General features: G+C 73.3%; 19 protein-coding genes. 9 read left to right on the top strand and 10 right to left on the bottom strand.

What is annotated here, in order from left to right; all coding sequences use genetic code 11:
* Nucleotides 1-41 precede the first annotated feature (41 nt).
* Complete coding sequence (locus ACWEOH_RS03160) at nt 42-1,811, top strand: ABC transporter ATP-binding protein (protein ID WP_452028169.1); 1,770 nt, start codon at nt 42-44, stop codon at nt 1,809-1,811.
* 112 nt (nt 1,812-1,923) lie between these two features.
* Here the strand turns inward: ACWEOH_RS03160 and ACWEOH_RS03155 are convergent, their stop codons facing one another.
* Nucleotides 1,924-3,660 carry an FAD-dependent oxidoreductase gene (locus ACWEOH_RS03155; protein WP_452028167.1) on the bottom strand — a complete coding sequence of 579 codons (1,737 nt, stop codon included), beginning with the start codon at nt 3,658-3,660 and terminating at the stop codon, nt 1,924-1,926.
* Nucleotides 3,661-3,805: 145 nt separating this feature from the next.
* Here ACWEOH_RS03155 and ACWEOH_RS03150 point away from each other — a divergent pair, with 145 nt between their 5' ends.
* The 3 genes from ACWEOH_RS03150 to ACWEOH_RS03140 are packed head-to-tail and all read left to right on the top strand — an operon-like array spanning nt 3,806 to nt 8,690.
* Nucleotides 3,806-6,415 (top strand): ATP-binding protein, encoded by a 2,610-nt coding sequence (locus ACWEOH_RS03150; protein WP_452028165.1) that lies wholly within the window; start codon nt 3,806-3,808, stop codon nt 6,413-6,415.
* Between the two features lie 40 nt (nt 6,416-6,455).
* Entirely contained in the window at nt 6,456-7,322 is an 867-nt protein-coding gene (locus tag ACWEOH_RS03145; RefSeq protein WP_452028163.1) for a hypothetical protein, read from the top strand.
* A gap of 39 nt (nt 7,323-7,361) precedes the next feature.
* Nucleotides 7,362-8,690: a DUF1254 domain-containing protein gene (locus tag ACWEOH_RS03140; protein WP_452028161.1), complete on the top strand. Its 1,329-nt coding sequence runs from the start codon at nt 7,362-7,364 to the stop codon at nt 8,688-8,690.
* A 117-nt stretch (nt 8,691-8,807) separates the two neighbouring features.
* On the opposite strand, the gene ACWEOH_RS03135 is transcribed toward ACWEOH_RS03140, so the two are convergent.
* The 4 genes from ACWEOH_RS03135 to ACWEOH_RS03120 form a co-directional block, all read right to left on the bottom strand.
* Nucleotides 8,808-9,719 carry a sugar phosphate isomerase/epimerase family protein gene (locus ACWEOH_RS03135; protein ID WP_452028159.1) on the bottom strand — a complete coding sequence of 304 codons (912 nt, stop codon included), beginning with the start codon at nt 9,717-9,719 and terminating at the stop codon, nt 8,808-8,810.
* Nucleotides 9,716-10,969 (bottom strand): dihydrodipicolinate synthase family protein, encoded by a 1,254-nt coding sequence (locus ACWEOH_RS03130; RefSeq protein WP_452028157.1) that lies wholly within the window; start codon nt 10,967-10,969, stop codon nt 9,716-9,718. The genes ACWEOH_RS03135 and ACWEOH_RS03130 overlap by 4 nt, the downstream gene beginning before the upstream one ends.
* Before the next feature lie 2 nt (nt 10,970-10,971).
* The gene (locus tag ACWEOH_RS03125) at nt 10,972-12,186 is read right to left on the bottom strand and encodes a Gfo/Idh/MocA family protein (RefSeq protein WP_452031830.1); all 1,215 of its coding nucleotides are present in this window, start codon (nt 12,184-12,186) and stop codon (nt 10,972-10,974) included.
* 778 nt (nt 12,187-12,964) lie between these two features.
* Nucleotides 12,965-14,014 carry a LacI family DNA-binding transcriptional regulator gene (locus ACWEOH_RS03120; RefSeq protein WP_452028155.1) on the bottom strand — a complete coding sequence of 350 codons (1,050 nt, stop codon included), beginning with the start codon at nt 14,012-14,014 and terminating at the stop codon, nt 12,965-12,967.
* Between the two features lie 214 nt (nt 14,015-14,228).
* Between ACWEOH_RS03120 and ACWEOH_RS03115 the strand changes: the two genes are divergently transcribed.
* Both ACWEOH_RS03115 and ACWEOH_RS03110 read left to right on the top strand, forming a co-directional pair.
* Nucleotides 14,229-15,569, top strand: a complete 1,341-nt coding sequence (locus tag ACWEOH_RS03115; RefSeq protein ID WP_452028153.1) for a Gfo/Idh/MocA family protein — start codon at nt 14,229-14,231, stop codon at nt 15,567-15,569.
* A gap of 324 nt (nt 15,570-15,893) precedes the next feature.
* A complete protein-coding gene (locus tag ACWEOH_RS03110; protein ID WP_452028152.1) occupies nt 15,894-17,087 on the top strand; it encodes a globin domain-containing protein in 1,194 nt (397 codons plus the stop codon).
* 162 nt (nt 17,088-17,249) lie between these two features.
* Here the strand turns inward: ACWEOH_RS03110 and ACWEOH_RS03105 are convergent, their stop codons facing one another.
* Genes ACWEOH_RS03105 through ACWEOH_RS03085 form a run of 5 tightly spaced genes read right to left on the bottom strand, consistent with a single transcriptional unit; the run spans nt 17,250 to nt 22,845 of the window.
* Nucleotides 17,250-18,413: an MFS transporter gene (locus tag ACWEOH_RS03105; RefSeq protein ID WP_452028150.1), complete on the bottom strand. Its 1,164-nt coding sequence runs from the start codon at nt 18,411-18,413 to the stop codon at nt 17,250-17,252.
* On the bottom strand, nt 18,410-19,891 hold the full coding sequence (locus tag ACWEOH_RS03100; protein ID WP_452028149.1) for an aldehyde dehydrogenase (NADP(+)): 1,482 nt from the start codon (nt 19,889-19,891) through the stop codon (nt 18,410-18,412). Before ACWEOH_RS03100 ends, ACWEOH_RS03105 begins: the two co-directional genes overlap by 4 nt.
* A 43-nt stretch (nt 19,892-19,934) precedes the next feature.
* Entirely contained in the window at nt 19,935-20,999 is a 1,065-nt protein-coding gene (locus ACWEOH_RS03095; protein WP_452028147.1) for a mandelate racemase/muconate lactonizing enzyme family protein, read from the bottom strand.
* Nucleotides 20,996-21,934: a 5-dehydro-4-deoxyglucarate dehydratase gene (locus ACWEOH_RS03090; RefSeq protein WP_452028145.1), complete on the bottom strand. Its 939-nt coding sequence runs from the start codon at nt 21,932-21,934 to the stop codon at nt 20,996-20,998. Before ACWEOH_RS03090 ends, ACWEOH_RS03095 begins: the two co-directional genes overlap by 4 nt.
* Nucleotides 21,931-22,845 carry an NAD-dependent epimerase/dehydratase family protein gene (locus tag ACWEOH_RS03085; RefSeq protein ID WP_452028143.1) on the bottom strand — a complete coding sequence of 305 codons (915 nt, stop codon included), beginning with the start codon at nt 22,843-22,845 and terminating at the stop codon, nt 21,931-21,933. The genes ACWEOH_RS03090 and ACWEOH_RS03085 overlap by 4 nt, the downstream gene beginning before the upstream one ends.
* A gap of 179 nt (nt 22,846-23,024) precedes the next feature.
* On the opposite strand from ACWEOH_RS03085, the gene ACWEOH_RS03080 reads away from it, so the two are divergent.
* From ACWEOH_RS03080 to ACWEOH_RS03070, 3 genes are all read left to right on the top strand, one after another.
* Nucleotides 23,025-24,035: a LacI family DNA-binding transcriptional regulator gene (locus ACWEOH_RS03080; RefSeq protein ID WP_452028141.1), complete on the top strand. Its 1,011-nt coding sequence runs from the start codon at nt 23,025-23,027 to the stop codon at nt 24,033-24,035.
* Entirely contained in the window at nt 24,032-25,135 is a 1,104-nt protein-coding gene (locus ACWEOH_RS03075; RefSeq protein ID WP_452028140.1) for a M24 family metallopeptidase, read from the top strand. Before ACWEOH_RS03080 ends, ACWEOH_RS03075 begins: the two co-directional genes overlap by 4 nt.
* 62 nt (nt 25,136-25,197) lie before the next feature.
* Entirely contained in the window at nt 25,198-26,556 is a 1,359-nt protein-coding gene (locus ACWEOH_RS03070) for a serine hydrolase domain-containing protein (protein ID WP_452028138.1), read from the top strand.
* Nucleotides 26,557-26,613 lie beyond the last annotated feature (57 nt).

The raw sequence follows: 26,613 nt of genomic DNA, 5'->3' as shown, positions 1-26,613 counted from the left end.
CCAGCGTAGCGAGCCAGCCTGATCGACGGCACAATGGAGGAATGATCGGGCAAACGCTTTCCCAGATCGAGCACGCGATCGACGGGCGGCATCCGCTGCGCTCCGTGCTGCGCCTGCTCGACCTGCATCGCGGCCGCGTGCTCGCCGCGGTCGGCTTCTTCGCGCTGAAGGACACGCCGCTCTGGCTGCTGCCCGTCGTCACGGCGGGGGTCATCGACGTCGTCGTCGCGGGAGGGCCGCTCTCGACGCTCGCCATCTGGGCGGGCGTCGCCCTCGTGGCGCTGCTGCAGAACTACCCGAACCACGTCACCTACACGCGGCTCTTCATGGGCGCCGTGCGCTCGATCGGCGCCGACCTGCGCAACGCCCTCGCGTCCCGCCTGCAATCGCTCTCGATCGGCTTCCACTCGCGTGCGAACTCCGCGATCGTGCAGACGAAGGTCGTGCGCGACGTCGAGAACGTCGAGGTCATGCTGCAGCAGACGGCGCATCCGCTGCTCTCGGCGACCATGGTGCTCATCGGCGCGATCGTCATGACCGCCATCAACGTGCCCGCGTTCCTGCCCGTCTACGCGCTCGCGATCCCGCTGGCGGTGCTGCTGCGCGCGATCCTGAACCGGCGCAGCGCCGCCCGCAACGAGACGTTCCGCCGCGAGGTCGAGCAGTTCTCCGCCCGCGTCGGCGAGATGGCCACGCTCATGCCGATCACTCGCGCCCACGGCCTCGAGCAGGCCGCGGTGCGCCGGGTGGCGCACGGCGCAGAGGGCGTGCGCACGGCCGGCTTCGCGCTCGACCTGCTGAACGGACGCTTCGCGTCGCTGTCGTGGGTGAGCCTGCAGCTGTTGGGCGTCGGATGCCTCGTGCTCGCCGCCTGGATCTCGATCACCGGGTTCATCCCCATCACGCCCGGCCAGGTGGTGCTGCTGAGCTCCTACTTCGCGCTGCTCACCGGAGCGGCCACGAACCTCCTCATGCTGCTGCCCGTGATCGCCCGCGGCACCGAGTCGATCCGCTCGATCGCCGAGGTGGTGCAGGAGCCCGACCTCGAGTTCAACGAGGGCAAGCGCGCCGTCGACGCCGTGCGCGGCGGCATCCGGCTCGAGCGCGTGGAGTACCGCTACGACCTCGGCGTCCCGCCGGCACTCGACGACGTGTCGCTCGACATCCGGCCCGGCGAGACGGTCGCGTTCGTCGGGTCGTCGGGTTCGGGCAAGTCGACGCTGCTCAACCTCGTGCTCGGATTCCTCCGGCCGACGCGCGGGCGGGTGCGCCTCGACGGCGTCGACATGGAGGAGCTCGACCTGCGCACCTTCCGCCGGTTCGTGTCGGTCGTGCCGCAGGAGTCGGTGCTCTTCGAGGGGACGATCCGCGAGAACGTCGTCTACGGCCTGGGCGAGGTGAGCGACGAACGCGTGCTCGCCGCGCTCCGCGACGCCAACGCGCTCGAGATCGTCGAGGCGCAGCCCGACGGCTGGGACACGGTCGTCGGCGAGCGTGGCGCACGACTGTCGGGCGGGCAGCGCCAGCGGCTCTCGATCGCGCGAGCGCTCGTGCGCGACCCGCGCGTGCTGCTGCTCGACGAGGCGACGAGTGCGCTCGACCCCGAGTCCGAGGCGAAGATCAAGGGCGCGCTCGAGCACCTCATGCGCGGGCGCACGACGCTCGTGGTCGCGCACCGGCTCTCGACAATCCGCAGCGCGGACCGCATCGTCGTGCTCGAGCGCGGACGCATCGTCGAGGTCGGCTCGCACGACGAGCTGCTCGCGGCGGGCGGGCGCTATGCGGAGCTCGACCGGGTGCAGTCGGCGTAGCCGCCGGAGCGTCGATCGCACGGAATCCCGTCCGTGCGCTGGAATCCCGAAGGCGCGGGACTCCAGCGCACGAACAGGATTCCGGCGCGGGCTCCGGAGCACGCCGCAGCCCTCAGCCTCCGACGTGCGGCCCGAGGTGCTGGTGCACCGTCGAGATCACGACCGAGCCCTCGCCGACCGCCGAGGCGACGCGCTTGATCGAGCCGCGCCGCACGTCGCCGACCGCGAAGAAGCCGGGCACGGACGACTCGAGCGGGAACGGGTCGCGTCCGCTGCCCAGCCACGCCCGTCGCCCGCCCTCCTCGAGCACCTCGGCGCCCGTGATCACGGAGCCCCACTGGTCGCGCAGCACCTCGGGCGGCAGCCACTCGGTGTGCGGCCGGGCGCCGATGGTGATGAACACCGCGTCGGCCGGCACCGAGACCTGCTCGCCGCCGTCAGAGCGCTGGAGCACGACGTGGTCGAGGCGGTCGGGGTCGCGGGTGGCGCCGGCATCCACGACGTGGGAGCCGGTGATGAGACCGACGCCCGCGGCATCCAGCTGGTCGATGAGGTACTGCGACATGCTCGCGGCGAGCGACGGACCTCGCACGACGAGCGACACCGATCGGGCGTACCGCGCGAGGTGCAGCGCCGCCTGCCCGGCGGAGTTGCCGCCGCCGACGACGAGCACGTCGCGGCCCGTCTGGGCCCGCGCCTCGACCGAGGACGCGCCGTAGAACACCGACGAGCCCACGAACCGCGCCAGGCCCGGGGCCGCGAGCCGGCGGTACGTCACGCCCGACGCGAGCACCACGGCCCGCGCCCGCACCACGTCGCCCGCGGCACCGTTCGCGCCCGCGGCGGACACGTCGAGCTCAAACCCGTCGTCGACCATGCGCACGCCGGTGACCCGGCGCGTGTGGGCGAACTGCGCGCCGAACACCCAGGCCTGCTGGTAGGCGCGCTGCGCGAGCTCGGCGCCCGAGACGCCGCGCGAGAATCCGAGGTAGTTGCGGATAAGTGAGCTCGACCCCGCCTGCCCGCCGATCGACTCGCCCTCGAGCACGAGGGTGTCGAGGCCCTCCGACGAGGCGTACACCGCCGCGGCGAGGCCCGACGGCCCGGCGCCGATCACGACCACGTCGACCACGTGATCGGGCAGCGACGTCGAGAGCCCGTAGGCCCGGGCGAGCTCCGCGTCGTCGGGGTCGACGAGCACGCGGCCGTCGGCCGTGTGCACGAGCGGCACGCCGGTGTACGCGACGCCCGCGGCATCCAGCATCGACTGCGCGTCGGCGGCCGCGGGATCGAGGTGGTCGGCCGGCACGCCCGCACGGGCGAGGCGGTTGCGCAGTTCGTGCGTGCGCGGCTGCGAGACGTCGCCGATCACCGTGTAGGCCCGGTGGCGCTTGCCCGCCGCAGCCTCGTGCTCGCGGAGGAAGTCGGTGATCGCCCGGTGGAACGACTCGTCGGGCGAGTGCGTCGGCCGCACCACGTAGTAGTCGATCTGCACGTGCGTCATGAGCTGGAGCACCGCGTCGGACGTGACCCGGTCGGCCCACGAGCCCCACTCGATCACGAGCCCGCGGCGCACGTCGGGGAACCGGCGGCGCGCCGCCGCGAAGACGCTCTCGTGGTCGTCGACGGGCGACGCGTCATCCGACAGCACGAGCGCCATGCTCCCGCCCTCGGTCGCGGCGAGCTCCTCGACGGCCGCGACCGCCCTCGCCGGGCCATCCGCCTCGACCACGCGGTAGTCGTCGGCGTAGCGCCGTCGCAGCGGCTCGAGCAGGGACGTGCGCACGTCGTCGTCGGCCGAGACCACGAGGATCACCGGCTGGCCGGCGGAGTGCTGCTGGGCAACCATTCGACTCCCCCCGGAGCGGCGCGGCGAGCGGCGGAAGGCCGCCACGGCGCCACTGTACCGCCGGGCCGCCGCGGGCCGCCAGCAGCACGGCGAGCCCCGTGATGGGTATTTACAGCCGGATGCCGCGGGGAACAGACTCGAAGGCATGATCCCCGCCGATCCGGCGATCCGCACGCCAGACCAGCGCCTGCGCGTGTTCGTGAGCTCCACGCTCCGGGAGCTCGCGCCCGAGCGCCGCGCCGTGCGCGCCGCGATCGAGCAGCTCAACCTCGCTCCCGTGATGTTCGAGCTCGGCGCGCGACCGCACCCGCCGCGCGACCTCTACCGCGCCTACCTCGCGCAGAGCGACATCTTCGTCGGGCTCTACGGCGAGCAGTACGGCTGGGTGGCCCCGGGGGAGGACGTCTCGGGGCTCGAGGACGAGTACCGTCTGGCGCCGCCGGCGATGCCGAAGCTCGTGTACGTGCGGGACGGCGGCGATCGCGAGCCGCGTCTCATCGACCTCCTCGCCCGCATCAAGGCCGACGATCGCGCCTCCTACGTGCACTTCACCGACCCGCAGCAGCTCGCGGAGCTCGTGCGCGGCGACCTGGCGACGCTCCTCGCCGAGCGGTTCGCGCGCCCGGCCGAGCCCGACGAGGCGCACTTCACGTCGATGGGCGGCACGGTCGAGCTCCCGACCTCGCTCACCTCGCTCATCGGCCGCGAACAGGAGGTCGCCGCCGTCGCCGAGCTGCTCGCCGACGAGGGGGTGCGGCTCGTCACGCTGACGGGTCCCGGCGGCATCGGCAAGAGCCGGCTCTCGATCGAGGCCGCGAACCGCGTGCGCGACCGGTTCCCCGGCGGCATCGCGTTCGTCGACCTCGCGCCCGTCGTGGATCCGGCGCTCGTGCCCGCCGCCATCGCGAACGCGCTCGGCATCATCGACAACGGCGACGGCACGCTGCACGAGAAGCTGCGCATGGCCGTACGCGACCGGCGTCTGCTGCTGCTCCTCGACAACGTGGAGCAGGTCGTCGATGCGGCGCCCGCCATCCGGGCCCTGCTGACGGATGCCCCGCACCTCACGGTGCTCGCGACGAGCCGCATCCTCCTGCGGGTCACCGGCGAGCACGGCGTCGAGCTGGGCCCCCTCGCCCTTCCCGACATGCGACGCGGCGCGACCGTCGCACGGGCGCTCGCCACGCCGTCGGTCGCGCTCTTCGTCGAGCGCGTGCGGGCGACGAAGCCCGACTTCGAGCTCACGACTGAGAACGTCGAGGACGTCGAGCGCATCGTGGTCGCCCTCGACGGCGTGCCGCTCGCACTCGAGCTCGCCGCCGCGCGCGGGCGCGTGCTCACGCCGGCGGAGCTCCTCGACCGGCTCGACCAGCGCCTGCTCGTGCTCGGCGGCGGCGCCCGCGACCTCCCCGAGCGGCAGCGCACGATCCGCTCCACGATCGAGTGGAGCACGCAGCTGCTCACGCCGACCCAGCAGGAGCTGCTCGCCCGGCTCGGCCTGTTCTCCGGCGTGTTCACGTTCGACGCCGCCGAGTGGATCGCCGAGGGCATCCCCGACGCCGACACGCTCGACGACCTCGCCGCGCTCGTCGACGGCAGCCTCGTGCGACAGCAGGACCGCGGCGACCGCGCGGTGTTCACCATGCTCTCGACCGTGCGCGAGTACGCGCGCGACCGGCTCGACGGCCGGGACGACCTGCGCGAGCTGCGCGACCGGCACGCGCGGTACTACGTGCGACTCGGCGAGCAGGCGGAGCACGAGCTCGAGGGCGCCACGCAGCTCGCATGGATCGCCCGGCTCCACGAGGAGGGCGACAACCTGCGCGCCGCCGTGCGGCACCTGCTCGACTCTCGGCAGTGGGCGGTCGCCGCGCAGTTCGCGTGGACCCTCTACGTGTACTGGTGGGTCGACGGCCACCTCGGCGAGGTGCACGCCTGGATGAAGGAGGTGCTCGACTCGGGCGACGAGCTCGACGCCGCCACGCGAGCGCGTGCCCTCTACTTCACCCGCGCGATCGGGTTCTGGCAGGATCCCGACGAGCTCCTCGTGCCCGGGCTCGGCGAGAGCGCCGCCTTGTTCCGCACCGAGGGCGAGCGGTCGGGGGAGGCGCTCGCGCTCATCTCGCTCGCGCTCGCGCTGCTCGCCTCGCGCGAGCCCGACGTCGTGCGCGCGGGCGAGGCGCTGGAGGGCAGCCTCGGCCTGTTCCGCGAGGCCGACGACACGTGGGGCGAGGCGATGGCGCTCGTCACGACCGGACGTGTGGCCCTGCTCAGCCGGGACGTCCGTGCGGCCGTCGAGCGGTTCGAGGCGAGCCTCGCGGTGGCGCAGCGGCAGCACGACGCCCTCGGAGCGGCGATCGCGCTGCACCACCTGGGCTGGGCCGAGGTGCTGCTCGGCGACTTCTCCGTCGCGCGCGACTGCTTCGAGGAGAGCCTCAGCGAGTCGATCCGGCTGCATCACGACGACGGCGTGGCCTACGGGCTCGAGGGGCTCACGGCGGTGGCGGCGGCCGCCGGCGACCTCCCGCGCGCGGGCACGCTGCTCGGCGCCGCGCAGATCGTGCGCGAGCGGACGGGCCTGTACAACGCGCCCTCGTTCTCGTTCCACCAGCAGTTCGTCGATCCGATCCTCGCCGGACCGGGCCGCGACGTGTTCGAGGCGGCCCGCGCACGCGGTCGCCGCATGCACGTCGACGACGCGGTCGCGTTCGCGCTGCAGCGCGAGACGGCGGATGCCGCGGCATCCGCCACCTGACCACCGAGCCCCCGGCATCCGCCCCATCGAGGAGGCACCCATGAGCGAGACGGCACCCGGAACCGACGCCGCCGAGCGGCACCGCGCCGGCCCCGAGGACCGCGTGCTCCCGTACACGCGCGTGCTCGCGTTCGTCGTCATCCCGTTCCTCGTGGCGGCCGCGTTCCTGCTGCTCGTGCTCCCGGGCGGCACCGAGCAGCACTTCGCCTGGACCATCCAGCCGCCGGTGACCGCGATGCTGCTCGGGTCGGCCTACGCGGGCGGGATCTGGTTCTTCGTGCAGGTCGCGGTGCAGCGGCGCTGGCACCGCGTGCGGCACGGATTCCCCGCCGTGCTCGTGTTCGCGACGCTGCTCGGGATCGCGACGTTCCTGCACTGGGACCGGTTCCACTACGGGCACGTCTCGTTCATCACGTGGGTGGCGCTCTACGTCTCGACCCCGGTGCTCGTGCTCGTGGCGCTCATCCTCAACGTCCGCGAGGACGACGGGATGCCCGAGGGAGACGACGTCGAGATCCCCGCGCCGTGGCGGTACGTGCTCGCGCTCGTCGGCGCGGCATCCACGGTGACCGGGCTCGTGCTCTTCATCGTGCCGTCGCTGCTCATCGGCGCGTGGGCGTGGGAGGTCACGCCGCTCACCGCCCGGGTCGTCGGCGCGGTGCTCACGCTGCCCGGCCTGGTGAACATCTGGATGCTCTGGGACGACCGCTGGTCGGCGTTCCGCCGCGTGTTCCAGGCGCAGCTCGTGAGCCTCGCGTGCATCCTGCTCGCGATCGTCGTGCGGCTCGCCGACTTCGAGTGGGAGCGGCCGAGCGCCTGGCTGTTCGCGATCGGCATCGTCGCGTCGGCCGCCGTCTACGCGCTGTTCTACTTCTCGCTCGAACGGCGCGCCACGCGTAGCGTGTGAGGCGGGAGTCGCGCCGCGCGGCGCGCAGGAGGGGGATCGATGGGCTGGACCGAGGAGTTCCTCGTCGACGCGTACGTCTTCGGGTATCCGATGGTGTACAACGTGTCGTCGATGCAGGCGATCGCGACGCATGGGCTCGGCTCGCTGCCACCGTCCGGGATCAATCGGTTCGCGCATGCGACGAAGCTCGGGTCGCCGTCGGACACGTTCGTGAGCATCAACAACGACACCGTGTACGCCCTCGCGGTGCTCGACCTCTCGGGCGGTCCGCTGCTCCTGCACGTGCCCGACACCGACGGCCGGTACTACGTGCTGCAGTTCGTCGACGCGTGGACGGACAACTTCGCCTACGTCGGCCGCCGCGCCACCGGGACCGCCGAGGGCACCTACCTCATCGCGCCGCCGGGCTGGTCGGGGGAGGCGCCCGACGGCGTGCCCGTCATCGAGAGCCCCACCGACCTCGCGGCGATCGTCGGGCGCATCGCGGTCGACGGCGCGGAGGACATGCCCGCGGTCGCGGCGCTCCAGCCGCAGTTCACGCTGACCCCCCTCGAGGGGAACGGCCCGCTGCGGGGCATCCCGCAGCCGCACGGGGAGATCCCCGAGCACCTGCGCTTCTGGGAGCTGCTGCGCGCGTGGAGCCTCGCCTTCCCGCCGGCGAAGCCCGACGTCGACTACCTGCACCGCTTCGCGGACTACGGCGTCACGACCCGCGGCAACCCGTACGGGGTGGTCGCGCGCGACCAGGAGGAGCACCTCGCCAACGCGTTCGTCGAGGGCCGCAACCGCGTCGAGGACCTCTCGAAGCCCGACCCTGCCGCGGCGGTGAACGGGTGGCAGGCCTGGCCGCACGGCTTCGACTACAACGTCGACTTCCTGGGGCCGGGCACGGTCGACGCGCCCGAGTGGCGGATCGCCGACCGGGCGACCGCGTATGCGACCCGGGCGCGGGCCGCCCGCAACGGGCTCTGGGGCAACCACGGCTACGAGGCCGTCTACGCCGAGGTCTTCGTCGACTCCGAGGGACGCCGGCTCGACGGGTCGCACGCCTACGAACTGCACCTCACGGAGCTGCCGCCCGCCGACGCGTTCTGGTCGATCACGATGTACTCGGTTCCCGACTTCTACCTCGTCGACAACCCGATCGACCGGTACTCGATCGGCGATCGAACGCCCGGGCTCGTGACGGGCGAGGACGGGTCGCTCGTCATCCGCATGCAGCACGAGCGCCCAGACGACGAGGCCGCCGCGGCGAACTGGCTGCCGACGCCCGAGGGCCAGTTCCGCCCGATGCTGCGGGTCTACCAGCCGCGCGCCGAGATGATCGACGGCACCTTCACGATGCCGCCGATCACGCGGCTCGACTGACGCCGGTCCGTTCCGGTCGTCGAGGCGCGCCGCCGCAGGCGACGCGTATCGAGACGCAGCACGGGTCTCGATACGCGTCCGGCTCCGCCGGGCGCTACTCGACCAACGGCGTGGGCGCTACTCGACCACCGAGAGGGGCACGGATGCCGCGAGGTGCGGCACGACCGCGGCCTCGAACGCCGCGGCGGTGCGGGCCACGACGTCGGCGAAGGGCGCGTCCCAGAGCTCCTGGTTGAAGATCTCGACCTCGATGTCGCCCGTGTAACCGGTGCCCTCGACCGCGCTGGTGAGCGAGGCGAAGTCGATCACGCCGTCGCCCGGCTCGTGCCGGCTCAGCAGCACGTCGGCGGGCAGCGGCGTCTTCCAGTCGCACACCTGGTACGTCGCGATGCGACCTTCCGCGCCGGCGCGCGCGATCTGGGGGAGCACGTCGGGGTCCCACCAGATGTGGAACGTGTCGACCGTTGCGCCGACCACGGCGGGGTCGAACGGGGCGGCCAGGTCGAGCGCCTGCTTCAGCGTCGACACGACCGCGCGGTCGGACGCGTACATCGGGTGCAGCGGCTCGATCGCGAGCGTGACACCGGCGGCCTGCGCCTCGGGGGCGAGCTCGGCGAGCGCGTCGGCCACCTGCGCCCGGGCGCCGACCAGGTCGGTCGAGCCCTCGGGGATCCCGCCCGCGACGAGCACGAACACGGCGCGGGAGCCGGGCGCGCCCGCGGCGGCGAGCGTCGCGGTCTCCTCGATGCCGCGGCGGTTGTCGTCGATCGCGGCGCGGCGCGCGGGGCCCTCGGGCACCGTGAAGAACCCGCCCCGGCAGTACGTCGAGAGGCGCAGGCCCGAGTCCGCGAGCCGACGGGCCGACTCCTCGAGGCCGACCGCCTGCACGGGCTCGCGCCAGAGGCCGATCGCCTCGTACCCGCCGTCGGCCACCGCGCGCAGCGCCTGGTCGAGGTCGGCGTACTTGATCGTCGCCTGGTTGAGCGACAGGCGGGGGTGCGCGGCTGAGCTCGTCGACGGAGCGCTCACGCGAGCACCTCCACGTCGTCGGCGGCCGGCGCGGCCGCGGCATCCTGGGCGCCGGCTTCAGCGTCGGCGGATGCCGCGAGCGTGGCCGCCGTGACGTCGACGCCGTTGAGCGTGAGGAGCGAGTGCCAGCGGGCGGCGGCGAGCTCGGGGCGCTCGAGCGCGCCCGACGCGTTCGCCAGCTCGACGATGCGGGAGAGGTGCGGCAGGCTCCGGGCGGCGTGCAGGCCGCCGACCATCTGGAATGCGGCCTGGTGGCCGTTGAGCCACGACAGGAACGCGACGCCCGTCTTGTAGTAGTACGTCGGCGCGGCGAAGACCTGCTGCGACAGCGGCTCGGTGGGCGCGAGGATCTCGCGGTACGCCGCGACGTCGCCGCGGTCCAGCGCCTGGATCGCCGCGGAGGCGTTCGGTGCGAGGGCGGCGAACGCGCCGAGCAGCGCGTCGGAGTGCCCGCGCTCGTCGCCCTCGATCAGGCCGACGTAGTGGTAGTCGTCGCCCGTGAACATGCGGGCGGTCTCGGGGAGCCGTTCGCGCACCGAGATCTCCGCGTCGGCGTCGAGCAGGCTCATCTTCACGCCCTGCACCTTGTCGCGGTTGTACTCGATGATCTGCAGCAGGGTCGCCGCCGCGGCATCCGTGTCGTCGGAGCCGAAGTAGCCGGCGAGCGCTGGGTCGAACGCCGTGCCGAGCCAGTGCAGCACGACCGGGGCGCCCGACGCGGCGAGCACCTCGCGGTACACGCGACGGTAGTCGTCGGGCGTGCGGGCCGCGCGGGCGAGGTGACGGCTCGCCATGAGCACGACGCCCGCACCCGAGTCCTCGGCGTGGTGGAGCTGCTCCTTGTAGGCGTCGATGACCTGCTCGAGGGAGATGGACTCGTCGCCGACATGGTCGGTGTTCACGCCGACGACGAGGTTGGCACCCACCGTCGCCGCCTCGGCGGCGCTGCGGGAGATGAGTTCGCGCGTGGCCAGGGCGTCGAGGCCCATGTTGCGCTGCGCGGTGTCCATGGCGTCGGCGACGCCGAGCCCCCACGACCAGACGTGGTGGCGGAAGGCGAGTGTGGCGTCCCAGTCGATCTCGGCCGGTTCCCCGGGGGTGTTGTCGGCGAACGGCTTGGGCACCACGTGCGCCGCCGCGTACGCGACCCGGCTCGCGAGCGGATGCCGCGGCTTCTGGAACGCGGGCGCCTCCGCCAGCGGCACCGAGCGCAGCGCCCCCTCGCCGTCGATGAGGGTGATCGCGGTCATGGTCAGCGGGCTCCGGTCAGCTCGGGGGCCGCGTCGGACGCCTGCGCCTCGACGGGGGTCGCGGTACCGGTCGCCGTCGCGGCATCCGTCGTCTCGATCGTGACCTCGGGGATGGCGATGCGACGGCCCTCGGCGGAGGAGCGCAGGCCCTCCTCGGCGAGGAGCACGCCGCGCGCGCCGGCGAGGAAGTCGTAGTGGTTCGGGGCGTCCTCGACGACGTGGCGGATGAACTCCTCCCACTGCGTCTTGAAGCCGTTCTCGAACTCTCGGTTGCCGGGGGACTCGATCCAGTCGCCGGCGTAGTCGTGCTCGTCGGCGAGGTCGGGGTTCCACACGGGCTTCGGCGTGGCGTTGCGCGGCTGGATCTTGCAGCCGAACAGGCCCACGACGGCCGAGCCGAGCGTGCCGTCGACCTGGAACTCGACGAGCTCGTCGCGGTTGACGCGCGTGGTCCAGCTGGAGTTGAGCTGGGCGATCACGCCGCCCTCGAGCTCGAAGATCGCGTACGCGGCGTCGTCGGCGGTGGCCGGGTAGGCGTTGCCCTTCTCGTCGACGCGCTCGGGGATCTCGGTGACGGCCTTCGCGTAGACCGACTCGACGCGGCCGAACAGGTTCTCGAGCACGTAGTTCCAGTGCGGGAACATGTCGACGATGATGCCGCCGCCGTCCTCGGCGCGGTAGTTCCAGCTCGGGCGCTGCGCGGGCTGCCAGTCGCCCTCGAAGACCCAGTAGCCGAACTCGCCGCGGACGCTGAGGATGCGTCCGAAGAAGCCCGAGTCGATGAGGCGCTTCAGCTTCTGCAGGCCGGGGAGGTAGAGCTTGTCGTGCACGACGCCGTTCTTGATGCCGGCGGCCGTGGCGAGCTTCGCGAGCTCGAGCGCCTCCTCGAAGCTCTCGGCGGTCGGCTTCTCGGTGTAGATCGCCTTGCCCGCGGCGATGGCCTTGCGGAGCGCGGCGGCGCGGGCCTTCGTCACGAGGAAGTCGGCGTAGATCTGCCAGCGGTCGTCGGCGAGCGCCTCGTCGAGGTTCGTCGTGTAGTGCTCGATGCCGTGCTTCTCGGCGAGCTCGGCGAGCTTCTGCTCGGAGCGGCCGACGAGGATGGGCTCCACCTGCACGCGCGTGCCGTCGGAGAGCTCGACCCCGCCCTGCTTGCGGATCGCCAGGATCGACCGCACGAGGTGCTGCCGGTATCCCATGCGCCCGGAGACGCCGTTCATGATGATGCCGATGGACTGGGCCTGCGGGCTGGCCTGCTGGGTGGTCTGCTCTGCCACGGTGATTCCTGTTCGGGCCGGGAGCGGGTGGCGGAGGCCGCCGCGCCGCTGCGGGAAAGCGTTTACCCGAGTGTAGGACACGATCGCGCGATCGCGCAACACCCAGGTCGCGGGGTGTCGTCACGCGGCGTCGCGGCGCGGGCGTCGTGGGCACGACGGCGGCGGAGGGCGACGCGACGCCGACCGGATACGGTCGTCTGCCTCGGCGGGAAGGTGCTCACTCCCGAATCGAAGGACGAATCGCGTGACTCGCCGGCCCGCCGCCGGCGCGTCCGTCGAATCGTCATGCGACTCGGGCTCCGCCACGAGCGGATGACATGGGCGCGCGGCATCCGTGGTCGGACGCCCTCGCTCGGCTCGTCTGCAGGAGGAACCCCGCGACACGCCGAGCGGATGCCGCGCCCGAGCGGCGCGTCGGTCGGAGGTTCCTGCATCCGGTCGGAGCGGATGCCGGGGGCCTGGCGGCTCGCCACCTGGTCGCGGGGCGAGAGGGGTCCGGCGGATGCCGCGGTGAACATCCGGGCTTGCAGGAACATCCGAAGGACGCGCCGGGTCTGGACGCCTCGCGCGCGGTGTGTCGTCCGGAAGTTCCTGCATTCCGATCGGAGCCGATGCGGCGGGCGTCGTCGGCTTGCGTGGGCGTGCCGGGCAGGGCCGAGCGGATGCCGCGGCGAGCCGCCCGCGGCATCCGTGGCCCGAGCCGGATGCGGCGCGGGGCCTACTACTTGCGCGGGGGCGTGGACTCGCGGATGACGACCTCGGTGCGCACGGCGCCCTCGGCCTGGGCGGCCGCGTCCCCGAGCGCGAGGCGGAGGGCGCGGCGGCCGATCTCCTCGAGGGGGACGCGCACCGTGGTGAGTGCCGGCGTGACGTCGCGAACGGTGGGGATGTCGTCGAAGCCGGCGACCGCGACATCCGTGCCGGGAACGAGGCCCGCGTCGCGGATGGCCGACAGGGCGCCGACGGCCATGACGTCGTTGGCCGCGAACACGCACTCGACGTCGCCGAGGCCGCGTTCGAGCAGGCGGCGCATACCGTCGTAGCCGCCGTCGCGGGTGAACGCGTCGCGGATGACGTCGTCGTCCTCGAGCGTGCCGCCCGTTGCGGCGAGTCCGGCGCGGAAGCCCTCGACGCGGTCGGCCGCGGTGCGCAGTCCCTCGCCGCCGGTGATGACGGCGAAGCGGCGGTAGCCGATGCCGACGAGGCCGCGGGCGAGCGCCTCGGCGCCGGCGAGGTTGTCGACGAGCACCGTGCGGAGGTCGAGCTCGTTGCGGCTGATCAGCACGACCAGGCCGCCCGAGCGCTCGTAGGCGCGGAGCTCCTCGCCCAGGGCGCCCTGGGTCGGGTCGGTCGTCGGCCGCGATCCCGCGAGGATCATGACCCGCGGACGCTGTCCGCGCAGGGTGCGCACGAGCTCGAGCTCGCGCTCGGGGTCGCGCTCGGTCGCCGCCATCGTGACGATGAGCCGCTCGCGGTCGGCCTCGGCGACGACGCCGGCGGCGATCGACGAGAAGTACGGGTCGGCGATGTCGGCCACGAGCAGCGCGACCGTCGTGGTCGTGCCGCGGGCGACCGCCTGCGCCGAGAGGTTGGGGGAGTAGTCGAGCCGGGCGGCGGCCTCGAGGACGCGCTTGCGGTACTCCTCGTTGACCTTGCGCGTGCTGCCGTTCAGCGAGCGCGACGCGGTCGCCAGCGAGACGCCCGCCTCGCGCGCGACGTCGTGCAGCGTCGCCGGTGCGCTCCGCCCGGTTCCGGTGCCGCCCTCGGTCATCCGTCCTCCCGCATGTGCCCGCCCCCTCGGGGCGCCTCGATGCTACCGCGCGAGCGGCTCCGTGACGCCGAGGTTTGGACACGCGCCGTCGTGCTGGTAGAAATGTCCTGAATCCAAGATAGCGCTTTCCCGCCTGATTCCCTCCTGATCCGCCAGTGCGCGGGCATGACCGAGGAAGCGCTTTCTCGCATGATGACCCCGAGTGGAGCACGCGATGGCGCAGGAACGGTACGGACTCATCGGCACGGGAAGCCGCGCGGGCATGTACGTGCGGGCGCTGAGCGGCACCCAGCTCGGCGCCGAGCGCGTGCCCGAGGTCGCCGAGCTCGTCGCGTGGAGCGACGTGAACCCCGGGCGTCTCGACGTGCACGAGCGCGACGTCGTGGCGGCGGGGCATCCGGCACCGGCTCGCTACGCGCCCGACGACCTCGAGGTGATGATCCGCGACGAGCGCATCGACCGCGTCATCGTCACGACCCCCGACTTCACGCACGCCGACTTCGTGGTGCGTGCCCTGCACGCCGGCGCCGACGTCGTGGTCGAGAAGCCGCTCACGATCGACGCCGAGAGCGTGCGGCGCATCGGCGCGGCGATCGCCGAGACCGGCCGCGAAGTCATCACGACGTTCAACTACCGCTACAGCCCGCGCAACTCGACGCTGCGACGGGTCATCGCCGACGGCGAGATCGGGGCGGTCACGTCGGTGCACTTCGAGTGGGCGCTCGACACCGTGCACGGCGCGGATTACTTCCGTCGCTGGCACCGGCAGAAGGCGAACTCGGGCGGCCTGTTCATCCACAAGGCGTCGCACCACTTCGACCTCGTGAACTGGTGGATCGCGGCGACGCCCGTGCGCGTGTTCGCGAGCGGCGGCCTGCGGTTCTACGGCGCCGAGAATGCCGCCGCCCGCGGCCTGGGCGAGCGTCCGGCGCGCGGCACCGGCGCGACAGGCGACCCCTTCGCGCTCGACCTCGCGGGCGACCCGCACCTCAAGGAGCTCTACCTCGACCAGGAGCACCACGACGGCTACCTCCGCGACCGCGACGTGTTCGATGAGGGCATCACGATCGAGGACAACCTCGCCGCCCTCGTCGACTACGACACGGGCGCGACCATGAGCTACTCGCTCAACGCCCACGCGCCGTGGGAGGGCTACCGCGTCACGGTCAACGGCACCGAGGGGCGCGCCGAGCTCGAGGTCGTCGAGCGCGGCGCCGTGCTCATCGGCGAGGACGGCCGCGTCGTCGTCGACCCGAGCATGCACCCCGGCTACTCGCCCGAGGACGAGGTGCGCCCCGACTCCGAGCGCCTCGTCGTGCAGCGGCACTGGGAGGGCGCTCGCATCGTGCCGATCCCCGAGGGCATCGGCAGCCACGGCGGCGGCGACGCGTACCTGCTGCAGCACGTCTTCGGCCGGGTCACCGACGACCAGCCGCTCGGCCGGGTCGCGGGCTACGCCGACGGCGTCAAGGCGGTGTCGGTCGGCATCGCGGGCAACCTGTCGCTCGCCACGGGCGAGCCCGTGCGCATCGCCGACCTCGAGCTCGGCATCTGACGCGGTCGGCCGGATGCCGCGGCTGACCGGGTCCCGCGGCTCATCGTGAGGTGACGCGATCTGCCCTTCCGAGGCCCGCTGAGGGGCGGATCGCGTCACTTCGGTGTTCGCGTTCACGGCGAGCGGATGCCGCGGCTCGCCGACGAAGTGACGGGATCCGCCGTTGCGAGGCGCGCTGAGGGGCGGTTCGCGTCACCTCGCGGTGTCCGGGCCGACCGAGCGGAGGCCGCGGCATCCGGTTTGCGAATTTCTACGTGCGGTAGAAGACTGACTTCTACCAACCGTAGAAAACGGGTATCCACCCGCTCGAGACTGAGGAGCCCCATGCTCTCGGACACCGCCCGCCCCGTCATCGAAGCGACCCTGCCGATCGTCGGCGCACGCATCGGCGAGATCACGCCGATCTTCTACCAGAAGATGTTCGCGGCCCACCCCGAGCTGCTGAACGGGACCTTCAGCCGGGCGAACCAGGCCAACGGCGAGCAGCGGAAGGCCCTGGCCGGCGCGATCGCGGCCTTCGCGACGCACCTGGTGCAGCACCCGGGCACGCTGCCCGAGGCGGTGCTCAGCCGGATCGCGCACAAGCACGCCTCGCTCGGCATCACCGAGGACCAGTACCCGATCGTCTACCGCTACCTGTTCGAGGCGATCGCCGAGGACCTCGGCGACGCGGTGACGCCCGAGGTCTCCTCGGCCTGGAGCGAGGTCTACTGGCTCATGGCCGACGCGCTCATCAAGATCGAGCAGGGCCTCTACGCGAGGCAGGCGAACGACGTGATGTGGGCGTCGTGGCGGGTCGTCGAGAAGGCGCCGGCGAGCCCCACGACGATGACCTTCGTGTTCGAGCCTGCGGATGCGACACCGGTGACGCCGGGCGCGCCCGGCCAGTACGTGAGCGTCCGCATCCCGGTCGCCGACGGCGTGCTCCAGGCTCGCCAGTACACGCTGTCGGCCGATGCCGAGTCGACCGAGCGCCGCACCATCACGACGAAGCTCAACGACGGCGGCGAGGTCTCGCCGATCATGCACGAGCGCGTCGAGGTCGGCGACCTCGTCGAGCTCTCGAACCCCTACGGCGACGTCACCCTCGACGACGGCGACGGCCCGCTCGTGCTGGCGTCGGCCGGCATCGGCTGCACGCCGAGCGCGTCGATCCTGCGCTCGCTCGCCGACGCGGGCTCCGACCGCGAGGTGCTCGTGCTGCACGCCGATCGCAGCGTCGACACGTGGGCGCTGAGCGGCCAGATGCTCGGCGACGTCGAGCGGATCGGTGACGCGAAGCTGCACCTCTGGCTCGAGGATCCCGCCGGCGCGCCCGTCGAGGGCGCTGCGGCCGCGAAGGCCGGCTTCATGCGGCTCACCGATGTCGCCCTGCCCGAGGACGCCACACTGCACCTCTGCGGTCCGCTGCCGTTCATGCAGAAGATCCGCTCCGAGGCGATCGCGCTGGGCGTGCCGGCCCAGCGGATCCGGTACGAGGTCTTCGGCCCCGACCTCTGGCTCGCGTCGAGCAACTGACCGGGCGGGGGCGACGGATGCCGCGATCCCTCGGGCCCGTCGCCGAGATGACGCGATGACACCTTCGGAAGCGTCCGGAAGTGCGTCTGCGTCATCCCGGCGGGCGGGGCAAGGGCGGGCGCGGGTGCGGCGGGCGGATGCCGCGGCATCCGTCGCCCGCGCTCAGGTGCCGTCGATGGGCGGCGCGTGCTTCGGGTAGGCGACGAGCATCGCGCCCGAGAGGATCCAAACGACGCCGATCGCGGCGAGGAGCGCCGGCCCGCCGAGCCCGGCCGCGAGTCCGGCGACGGCGGCGCCGGCCGCGGCGGCCGCCGCTCGGAGGCCCGCGCCCACGGTGAACACCTGCGACCGCAGCGTCGACGGGCTCTGCTGCTTGCGGATGAGCAGCATGGCCGACGCGGCCGGTGCGGTGAACAGTCCCGACACGCCGATCGCGAGGACCGCCCAGAGCTGGCCGAGGTCGAGCGCGGCGACCACGGTGAACACGCCCGTGGCCGCGAAGCCGAGTCCCATCTCGAGCTCGGGGCGGAGCCGGCTCGGGTGCGCGGAGTTCCAGAGGGCGCCGAGGAGCCCGCCCACGGCGAAGGCGGTGACGATGACCGCGCCGCCCGCGGCATCCCCGGTGCTGCCGATCGCGAGCGCGACGGCGGCGATCGCGAGGCCGCCGGCGCCGAACTGGCTCACCGTGCCGCTCGCGGTGATGAGCGCGAGCGGCCGGTGCGTCGCGATGTGGCGGAACCCGGCTGCGATGGTGCGGAGCATCGACGCGTGCGGCTCGCCCGCGAGCGGGCGGAGGCGGAGCGGGATCGTGCCGACTGCGCCGAGGAGTGCGGCGGCGGCCATGACGAGCGTCGCGATGCGGGCGGTCCCGAGCGCGGATGCCGCGGCGACGGCGGCCGGGCCCGCGACGGCGCCGAGGTTGTAGGCGAGCGCGTCCATCGCGTAGGCGCGGCGCTCGTTCGGGATGCCCTCGGTGACGAAGCTCGACAGCCCGCCGAACACGAACGGCGTGGCGAGTCCCGAGATCGCGAGGGCGAGGGCGACGACCCAGGCCGGCACCGGACCGAGGAACGCCGCGATCGTGAAGGCCGCCGCCATGACGAGTCCGGCGCCCGCGACGAGTGCGCCCGGCCGCCGGGTCCGGTCGAGCAGCGCACCGACGACGGGCGCGGCGACGATGCTCGGTCCGAGCGCGGCCGCGGCGAGCAGTCCGCCGAGCGCCACGTCGCCGAGCTGCTCGACGGCGAGCACCGGGATCGCGACCGTGATGCCGCCGACCGCGAGGCGCGGGGGCGTCGCGGCGGTGAGGTAGGCGATCGCGCTCACACGACGAGCACGCCGTCGACCCGGCGCGGGATGCCGAGCACGTTCGCCTCGCGCAGCTCGACGGGCAGCGCCGACTCCGGCGCGTCCTGGTAGGCGACGGGACGCAGGAACCGGCGCAGCGCGGTGACCCCGACCGACGTGTGGATCGACGTGGTCGACGGCCACGGACCGCCGTGCTGCTGCGCCCAGCTCACCGCGACGCCCGTGGGCCAGCCGGCGAAGAGCACGCGTCCGGCGACCTCGGTGAGCACCGCGAGGATGCCGGTGAGGTCCTCGCCGGGCTCGGCGTGCACGGTCGCCGTGAGGCTGCCGCCCACCGCCCGGATCGCCGCGAGCCCGTCGTCGACGTCGTCGTACTCGACCACGAGGGTCGACGGACCGAAGCACTCGGCGAGCAGGGCGCCTGGGTCGGCGCGCACGGCCGACGACGTCGTCGAGAGCACGACGGCCGAGCCGGTGCCCGGCTGCTGCGTGATGTCACCCGCGACCACCGCGACGTCGTCGCGGGCCGCGAGCTCCTCGAGTCCGGTCGCGAACGCGGCGGCGATGCCCTCGGTGAGCATCGGCACGGATGCCGCGGCGCCGACGGCCTCGGCGACGCGCGATGCGAAGTCCGACCCGGCCGGCACGAAGACGACCCCTGGATTCGTGCAGAACTGGCCGGCGCCGAGCGTGAACGACGCGGCGAGTCCGGCGGCCAGCTCGTCGGCGCGAGCGTCGAGCGCAGCCGCCGTGACGAGCACCGGGTTCACCGCGCTGAGCTCGCCGTAGAACGGGATCGGGTCGGGGCGCGACGACGCGAGGTCGAAGAGCGCGCGACCGCCGAGCAGCGAGCCGGTGAATCCGACCGCGCGGATCTCGGGGTGCCGCACGAGCGCGACGCCGGTCTCGCGTCCCTCGACGTGGCCGAAGATCCCGTCGGGGGCTCCGGCCGCCGCGAGCGCGCCCGCCACGACCTCGGCGGTGCGCCGGGAGAGCCGCGGGTGGGCGGAGTGCCCCTTCACGATGACGGCGCATCCGGCCGCGAGGGCCGACGCGGTGTCGCCGCCCGCGACCGAGAACGCGAACGGGAAGTTGGAGGCGCTGAACACGGCGACCGGGCCGAGCGGGCGCAGGATGCGGCGCAGGTCGGGCCGCGGTGGCGTGGTCGTCGGGTCGGGGTGGTCGATCGTCGCCTCGAGGTAGGAGCCCTCGATGATCGCCGCGGCGAAGAGGCGCAGCTGGGCGGTCGTGCGCGCGAGCTCGCCCGTCAGCCGCGGCGTGCCGAGGTGCGACTCCTCGTCGGCGAGCGGGACGAGCTCGTCGGCCGCGGCGTCGAGCGCGTCGGCGACGGCGGTGAGCCAGGCCGCACGCTCGGCGGCGGTCGAGGTGACGGTGGTCGCGAACGCGGCGCGTGCGGCCGCGGCGACGTCGTCGAGCGCGTCGGGGCCTCCGGTCGAGGCGGATCGCGCGGTGTCGGCGGTCGCGGTGCTGGTCATGGTTCCTCCACACGTGATCGGATGTCGCGGCATCCGTGCCCGTTCAATTGAAGCGGATGCCGAGCCCGGGCTGGCCCGTCGTGCGCACCTCGGCGCCCGTCACGGAGACGGGGGAGGGCGACGCGAGCGCGCCGAGGGCCTCGAAGGAGGCGTCCTCGACGGACTCGACCAGGTGGTCGCCGGGCAGGGTCAGGGCGAGCTGCGCCGAGAGCTCGAGCAGCAGGTGCGGCGCGAGCTCGACGCCGCGGTCGTCGGCGAGGGTCGCGATCTCGCGGAACGGCGTGATGCCGCCGACCCGCACGATGTTCGGCTGCACGATCGAGACGGCGCCCGCGTCGATGAACTCGGCGAACCGGTATCGGGTGTGGAGGTTCTCGCCGAGGGCGACGGGCACCTCGATGCGCTCGGCCAACGCGACGTGCGCGGCGAGGTCGTCGGCGCGCAGCGGCTCCTCGATCCAGGCGAGGTCGTATGCGGCGAGCTCGCCGATCGCGCGCTCCGCCTGGTCGAGCGTCCAGCGCTGGTTCGCGTCGATCATGAGGCGGCGGTCGGGCCCGATGACGTCGCGGACGGCCGCGATCCGCTCGAGGTCGCGCGCGAGCTCGGGGCTGCCGACCTTCACCTTCACGGCGTCGAAGCCGGCGGCGACCCAGCGCTCGGCCTGCGACGTGAGCTCGTCGAGCGGGTAGTGCAGGTTGACGCCGCTGCCGTAGACCTCGGCGGTCTCGTGTCGGCGGCCGAGGTGGTCGGCGATGCCGACGCCGGCGCGACGTGCGGCGAGATCCCAGAGCGCGAGGTCGAGCCCCGCCATCGCGATGGTGGTGATGCCCCCGCCACCGCCCTCGTGGAGGTGCGCCCAGAGCGGATGCCACAGCGACTCGGCGTCGGCGTCGCGACCGACCGCGAACGCCGCGATGTCGTGGTCGAGGTGCGCCTGCACCGCGTCGGCGCCGATCGACGGCGTCCACGAGAAGCCGTAGCCGACAGCTCCCGTGGAGTCCTCCACGACGACCTCGACGAGCGAGAGGTCGCGCACGTCGGGTCCCCACGGTCGCGTGAGCGGCACGCGGATCGCGCGCGTGCGCAGGCTCCGGATGGTCGCCGTCACTGCACCGCCGCCGTGCCGAGGCGCTCGGCGAGGGCGAGCCCGGCGTCGAGGATCGCGCCGAGGCGCGCCTCCTGGTCGGGCGTGGGGTCGACGAGCGGCGGGCGCACTGATCCGACATCGAGTCCGCGCAGCCGCAGGCCCGCCTTGATGAGGGACACGCCGAAGCCGGGGGTCTCGTCGCGGAGCCGCACGAGGGGGGTGTAGAACTCGCGCAGGAGGGTCATCCGCGTCGTCTCGTCGCCGTCGGCGTCGGCGCGGTAGTGCAGCGCCGCCACCTCGGGGATCATCGCGAACGCCGCCGACGAGTACAGCGGGATGCCGATGCCCCGGTACGCGCCCTGGCTGAGCTCGGCCGTGAGCAGGCCGTTGAAGAACTGCAGGTCGCGTCCGGTCGCCTCGGCGGCGAGCACGATCTCCTGTGCGAGGCCGATGTCGCCCGTGCCGTCCTTGAAGCCGACGACCTTGGGGTTCGCGGCGAGCCGCGTGATCGCGTCGGCCGTGTAGCGCGCGGTGCCGCGGTGGTACACGATGACGGGCAGATCGGATGCCGCGGCGACCGCCTCGACCCAGGCCACGAGTCCGTCGGTGGTGCCCGCGACGAGATAGGGGGGCAGCAGGAGCAGTCCGTCGGCGCCGGCTTCGGCGGCGCCCCGCGCGAGCTCGATCGCGTGCCCGAGCGGTCCGCCCGCGCCGGCGATGACGGGCAACCGGCCGCCGACGACGTCGACCGTGGCGCGCACGACGTCGATCGCCTCGCGCGCCGCGAGCGCGTGGAACTCGCCGGTGCCGCAGGCGGGGAAGACGCCGCCGGGACCCCACGGGAGCCGCGACGCGACGTGCTCGGACAGCACGTCGAGGTCGACGGCGCCCGATGCGTCGAAGGGCGTCACGGGGAAGAACAGCACCCCGTCGAAGGCGGGTGCGGGTGCGGTCATGATGCCCTCGATTCGATGGGGGTGGTGCCGGCCGCGGCGGTAGCGAGCTCGCTGCGCCAGTTGCGCTCGGGACGCCAGCCGAGGCGCTCGGCGGCCTTGTCGACGGAGAAGACGGGCCGCGTGCCCACCAGCGCGTCGGCGCCGACGCCGAGCGCGGGGGCGAACTCGCGCCAGAGCTCGGCGACCGGCCGGACGGCGAGCGCGTCGGCGGCGCCGACGTAGAACCCTTCGCCGTCGACGACGTCGGCGGGCGCGGAGAGCCACGCGTCGACGAATGCCGCGGCGTCGCGGGCGTCGAGGTAGTTGAAGAGGCTGACGGCCGCGAGCGACGGGTCGGCGAGGCGTTCGGCGATCGTGTGACCCTGCTGGGTGGGGGCTCCGCGCCACTCCTCGGGCGAGATCACGTAGCAGGGGCGGAAGAACCCGTAGGCGCCCGACGACGTGCGCGCGAACATGCGGACGGCCTCCTCGATCACGGCCTTCGACAGGGCGTAGGCGTTCGCGGGCTGCGTCGGATGGGTCTCGTCGATGGGCACGGCGGCGGCCCGCCACGTCGGTGCGCTGTAGCCGACCACCGTGGGGCTCGACGCGGCGAGCACGCGTCGCACGCCGGCCCGGGCGGCGGCGGCGAAGACCGTGTGCACGAGGGTCGTGTTCGTGACGAGGATCTCGCGCTCGGGCGCGCTGAACGGCACCGCGATGCCCGCGAGGTGCACGACCGCGTCGGGCCGGAGCGCGTCGACGAGCTCGCCCGTCGCGTGCTCGTCGCGCAGGTCGAGCACGCGCTCGTCCACGCCGTCGAGTCCGGCCGGCGCCCGATCGACGCCGACGACCGAGTGCCCGGATGCCGCGAGCCCGGCGCTCAGGCTCCGTCCGAGCCGGCCCGACGAGCCGGTGACGACGACGAGCATGCGCCCTCCAATGCGTGTCTGAGAAACCGCTTTCTCAACGAGAGCCTAGGCGACTTCGGCGGTCCCGGGCAACTTCGCGGGTACACTGAGGAACCGGTTTCCCGGGCGGCGGCGTCTGGCGCCCCAGCGTCCGACCGGCGTTGCCGCCGACGAGGGGGATGCGGCAGGAGAGGAGGGCCATGGGCGAGCGGAGTCGTGCCACGACGATCGCCGACGTGGCCGCGCACGCGGGCGTGTCGCAGGCCTCGGTGTCGCGCGTGCTGAACGGCAAGCAGACCGTCGATCCGGCCATCGTGCAGCGAGTCCAGGCGTCGATCGCGACGCTCGGCTACTCGCCGAGCGTCGCCGCGCGCAGTCTCGTGCACGGGCGCAACGACACGATCGCCATGGTCGTGCCCGACCTCGAGAACCCGCTGTTCCAGGGCATCCTCAAGGGGCTGAGCCTCGCCGCGGCATCCGACGGCTATCGCGTGCTCGTCGCCGACACGGCCGAGCAGATCGACGACGAGGAGGCGACCGCGATCGAGGCGCGGCACCGGTGCGACGCGATCGTGCTGTGCGCGCCCCGCATGCCCGAGCAGCGGCTCCGCCGGCTCGTCTCGCAGGTCGCCCCGGTCGTGGTCGTGAACCGTCCGCTTCCCGACGCCGACGTGCCGATCATCGGCGTGGACTACGTGCGCGGCATCCGCGACCTCGTGGAGCACCTCCTCGGGCTCGGCCACCGCCACCTCGCGTACGTGAGCGGTCCGGCCACGAGCGCCTCGAACGCCGAGCGCCTCCGCGGCGTGGAGGAGGCGGAGCAGGTGCATCCCGACCTCCGCATCGACGGCGTGCCCGGCGGCTCCCGGCTCGAGGACGGCTACGCGCTCGCAGAGACCGTGCTTCGCGCCCGCGACGACGGCGCGACGGCGGTCATCGCCTTCAACGACCTCGTCGCGCTCGGGCTCATGACGCGGCTCCGGCAACTCGGCATCGACGTGCCGCGCGACCTCTCGATCGCCGGCTTCGACGACGTGCCCATGGCGGAGTTCGCCACGCCGAGCCTCACGAGCATGTCGGTGCCGCGCGGCGAGATCGGCGCCCAGGTGTGGGCGCGCCTGCGCACGCTCATCGCGGGCGGGCCGATCGAGCACTCGGTGCTGTACCGGCCGCGGCTCGAGGCGCGCGACAGCACGGCGCCCGTGGCATGACGCGCCTCGCCGCGTCCGTGGCGCCCTCGTCGACGCCGTCGCGCGCCGATCGCGCGGTCAAGCACGCGCGCCTCGTCGAGGTGCTGGACCGACGCGGCGCCGATTCGCTCGTGCTGCGCTCGCACACGGCCCTCGCCTGGGTGCTCGACGGCGCGCGCACGCACGTCTCGCTCGCCGGCGATCCGGTCGTCGCGGCCGTCGTCACGCGTGACGGCGTCGAGCTCCGGGTGTTCGACAACGAGGCCGACCGGATGCTCGACGAGGAGCTCGGCGACGCCGGCGACCTCGTCGTCACTCGGGTGCCCTGGCACGAGCCACTCGCGTCCGGCGGCATCGCCGATCTCGAGGAGGCCGACGTCGCCGCCGAGCTCCGAGCGGCCCGGGCGAGACTGCTGCCCGCCGAGCTCGACCGCTACCGAGCGCTCTGCCGCGAGGTGGCCGAGGCGTCGACGGATGCCGCGCTCGCCGCGGTCCCGTCCGACCCCGAGCGCGCCGTGGCGTCACGGCTCGCGGGCGACCTCGTGGCACGCGGCATCGACCCCCTCGTGACGCTCGTCGCCGGACGGTCGCGGCTCGCCCACCGGCATCCGCTGCCCACGGACGCGGCGCTCGGCGATCGGGCGATGCTCGTCGTCTGCGGACGCCGGCACGGGCTCATCGCGAACGCGACGCGCTGGGTGCGGTTCGGACCGGCCGATCCGGGCGATGCGGATGCCGCGCGCCGCATCCTCGTGGTCGAGGCGGCGTTCCTCGACGCCACTGTGCCGGGCACCACGCTCGGCGAGGTGTTCGCAGCCGGCGCCGCGGCCTACGCGGCGAACGGGTTCGACCCCGAGGAGTGGCGACGCCACCACCAGGGCGGCGCGGCGGGCTACGCCGGCCGCGACCCGAGGGCGGTGCCGGGCATCGCCGACGTGGTGCAGGAGGGCCGGGCGTTCGCGTGGAACCCCACCGCGCCCGGCGCGAAGGTCGAGGACACCGTGCTGCTCGGGGCGTCCGGCTTCGAGGTGCTCACGATCGACCCGCGCTGGCCGACGGTGCGGGTGGCCGGACGTGAACGCCCGATCGAGCTCGAACGTGGGTCGTACGGCGCCGGCTGACCCCCCGGACCGGGGCCATGAGGTTCCTTCAGCACCGCGATCGCGGCGCGGTAGCATCCACCATGAGCCAGCCGACGGCACCCGGAGGCCACGGCGCCGGGCGCGACGTTCCGCCGCCCGACGGGGATTCCGAAGGAGGCCATTCACCCGGCGCGAGGCCGAGGCCCCGGGCGCTGCTGTGGACCGGGATCGTCATCGCGGTCGTCGCGATCGTCGTCATCGCGGTGACGATCTGGTCGGGGTCGCAGGGCTCCGTGTCGGATGCCGCGCAGCCGTCCCCGTCCGCCACCGAATCGCCCGCCGCGGAGTCCGGCGCGCTCGACCCCGAGCTGGTCGCGGAACTCGAGGCGGCGGTCGACGAGGGGTTCGCGGCATCCGGGATGCCGGGCGTCATCGTCGGCGTGTGGATCCCCGGTGAGGGCGAGTGGGTGTCGGAGCGAGGGGAGGCCGAGCTCGGCACGGGAGAGCCGATCGGCTCCAACCACCAGCAGAAGATCGGCAGCATCACCAAGACCATCGTCAGTACCGTCATGATGCAGGTGATCGGCGAGGCCGGGTTCGGCGTCGGCCTCGACGACACGCTCGACCGCTGGTATCCCGACTTCCCCGAGGCGTCGAGCATCACGGTGCGGATGCTGCTGAACCACTCGAGCGGCGTCGGCGAGTCCGGGCGGGCGCAGGTCGATCGCATCTGCGCCGACCCGCACGGGATCCCGACGCCCGACGAGCTCATCGCGATCGGCGCGGCGACGCCGCGAGCCGACTTCGCGCCCGGCGAGGGATTCGAGTACTCCAACACGAACTACTACCTGCTCGGCGGCATCCTCGAGCAGGTGACCGGCACCGGCCTCGCCACGCTCATCCACGACCGCATCACCGAGCCGTACGGCATGGACCGCAGCCGGTTCGCGCCCGACGGCCAGGTCACGGCGCCGCTCACCCACGGGTACTCCGTCTTCTGCCCGGCACTCGGATCGCCGGTCGACACCGTCGACTGGTCGAACGGCCAGAGCTGGGCCGGCGGCGGCATGGTGTCGACGCTCGACGACCTGCATGCGTGGGGTGAGGCCCTCGGCGAGGGCGCGGGCGTGACGCCCGAGCTGCAGGCCCGACGGTGGTCCGACCTCGCGCCGAACTTCGGTCGGAGCGGGGCGAGCTACGGCCTCGGCGCCGGCGTCGAGTTCGACGAGGCCACGGGCTGCGTGCTCAGCGTCTCCCACGCCGGCGCCGAGCCGGGATACGGCACGAACCTCGCCTACTACCCGCAGACGGGTGCGGTCTTCGCGATGCTCGGGAACGGCGACGGCCCGACGGGCGAGGCCGTGCTGGAGGTCGGGAAGGCGCTGGCGCCGATCCTCCGTCCGATCCTCAACGGGTCGCCGACCGGTCCGTGCGAGCCGCCTTGGGCGGTCACTCCGTAACTTCGGCACTTCGGCACTTCGGCACTTCGGCACTTCGGTACCGTCGATCGAGGACGC

This window comes from Agromyces sp. NPDC004153, from assembly GCF_053603635.1.
This window is presented reverse-complemented; position numbering and strand designations above follow the sequence as displayed.

Bases quoted from the DNA above. Each gene is read 5' to 3' on its own strand.
- ACWEOH_RS03070 (WP_452028138.1), top strand. From the start codon at position 25,198: ATGAGCCAGCCGACGGCACCCGGAGGCCACGGCGCCGGGCGCGACGTT.
- ACWEOH_RS03080 (WP_452028141.1), top strand. From the start codon at position 23,025: ATGGGCGAGCGGAGTCGTGCCACGACGATCGCCGACGTGGCCGCGCAC.
- ACWEOH_RS03150 (WP_452028165.1), top strand. From the start codon at position 3,806: ATGATCCCCGCCGATCCGGCGATCCGCACGCCAGACCAGCGCCTGCGC.
- ACWEOH_RS03100 (WP_452028149.1), bottom strand. From the start codon at position 19,891: ATGACCAGCACCGCGACCGCCGACACCGCGCGATCCGCCTCGACCGGA.
- ACWEOH_RS03110 (WP_452028152.1), top strand. From the start codon at position 15,894: ATGCTCTCGGACACCGCCCGCCCCGTCATCGAAGCGACCCTGCCGATC.
- ACWEOH_RS03120 (WP_452028155.1), bottom strand. From the start codon at position 14,014: ATGACCGAGGGCGGCACCGGAACCGGGCGGAGCGCACCGGCGACGCTG.
- ACWEOH_RS03160 (WP_452028169.1), top strand. From the start codon at position 42: ATGATCGGGCAAACGCTTTCCCAGATCGAGCACGCGATCGACGGGCGG.
- ACWEOH_RS03140 (WP_452028161.1), top strand. From the start codon at position 7,362: ATGGGCTGGACCGAGGAGTTCCTCGTCGACGCGTACGTCTTCGGGTAT.
- ACWEOH_RS03130 (WP_452028157.1), bottom strand. From the start codon at position 10,969: ATGACCGCGATCACCCTCATCGACGGCGAGGGGGCGCTGCGCTCGGTG.
- ACWEOH_RS03125 (WP_452031830.1), bottom strand. From the start codon at position 12,186: ATGAACGGCGTCTCCGGGCGCATGGGATACCGGCAGCACCTCGTGCGG.
- ACWEOH_RS03115 (WP_452028153.1), top strand. From the start codon at position 14,229: ATGGCGCAGGAACGGTACGGACTCATCGGCACGGGAAGCCGCGCGGGC.
- ACWEOH_RS03075 (WP_452028140.1), top strand. From the start codon at position 24,032: ATGACGCGCCTCGCCGCGTCCGTGGCGCCCTCGTCGACGCCGTCGCGC.
- ACWEOH_RS03155 (WP_452028167.1), bottom strand. From the start codon at position 3,660: ATGGTTGCCCAGCAGCACTCCGCCGGCCAGCCGGTGATCCTCGTGGTC.
- ACWEOH_RS03145 (WP_452028163.1), top strand. From the start codon at position 6,456: ATGAGCGAGACGGCACCCGGAACCGACGCCGCCGAGCGGCACCGCGCC.
- ACWEOH_RS03090 (WP_452028145.1), bottom strand. From the start codon at position 21,934: ATGACCGCACCCGCACCCGCCTTCGACGGGGTGCTGTTCTTCCCCGTG.
- ACWEOH_RS03085 (WP_452028143.1), bottom strand. From the start codon at position 22,845: ATGCTCGTCGTCGTCACCGGCTCGTCGGGCCGGCTCGGACGGAGCCTG.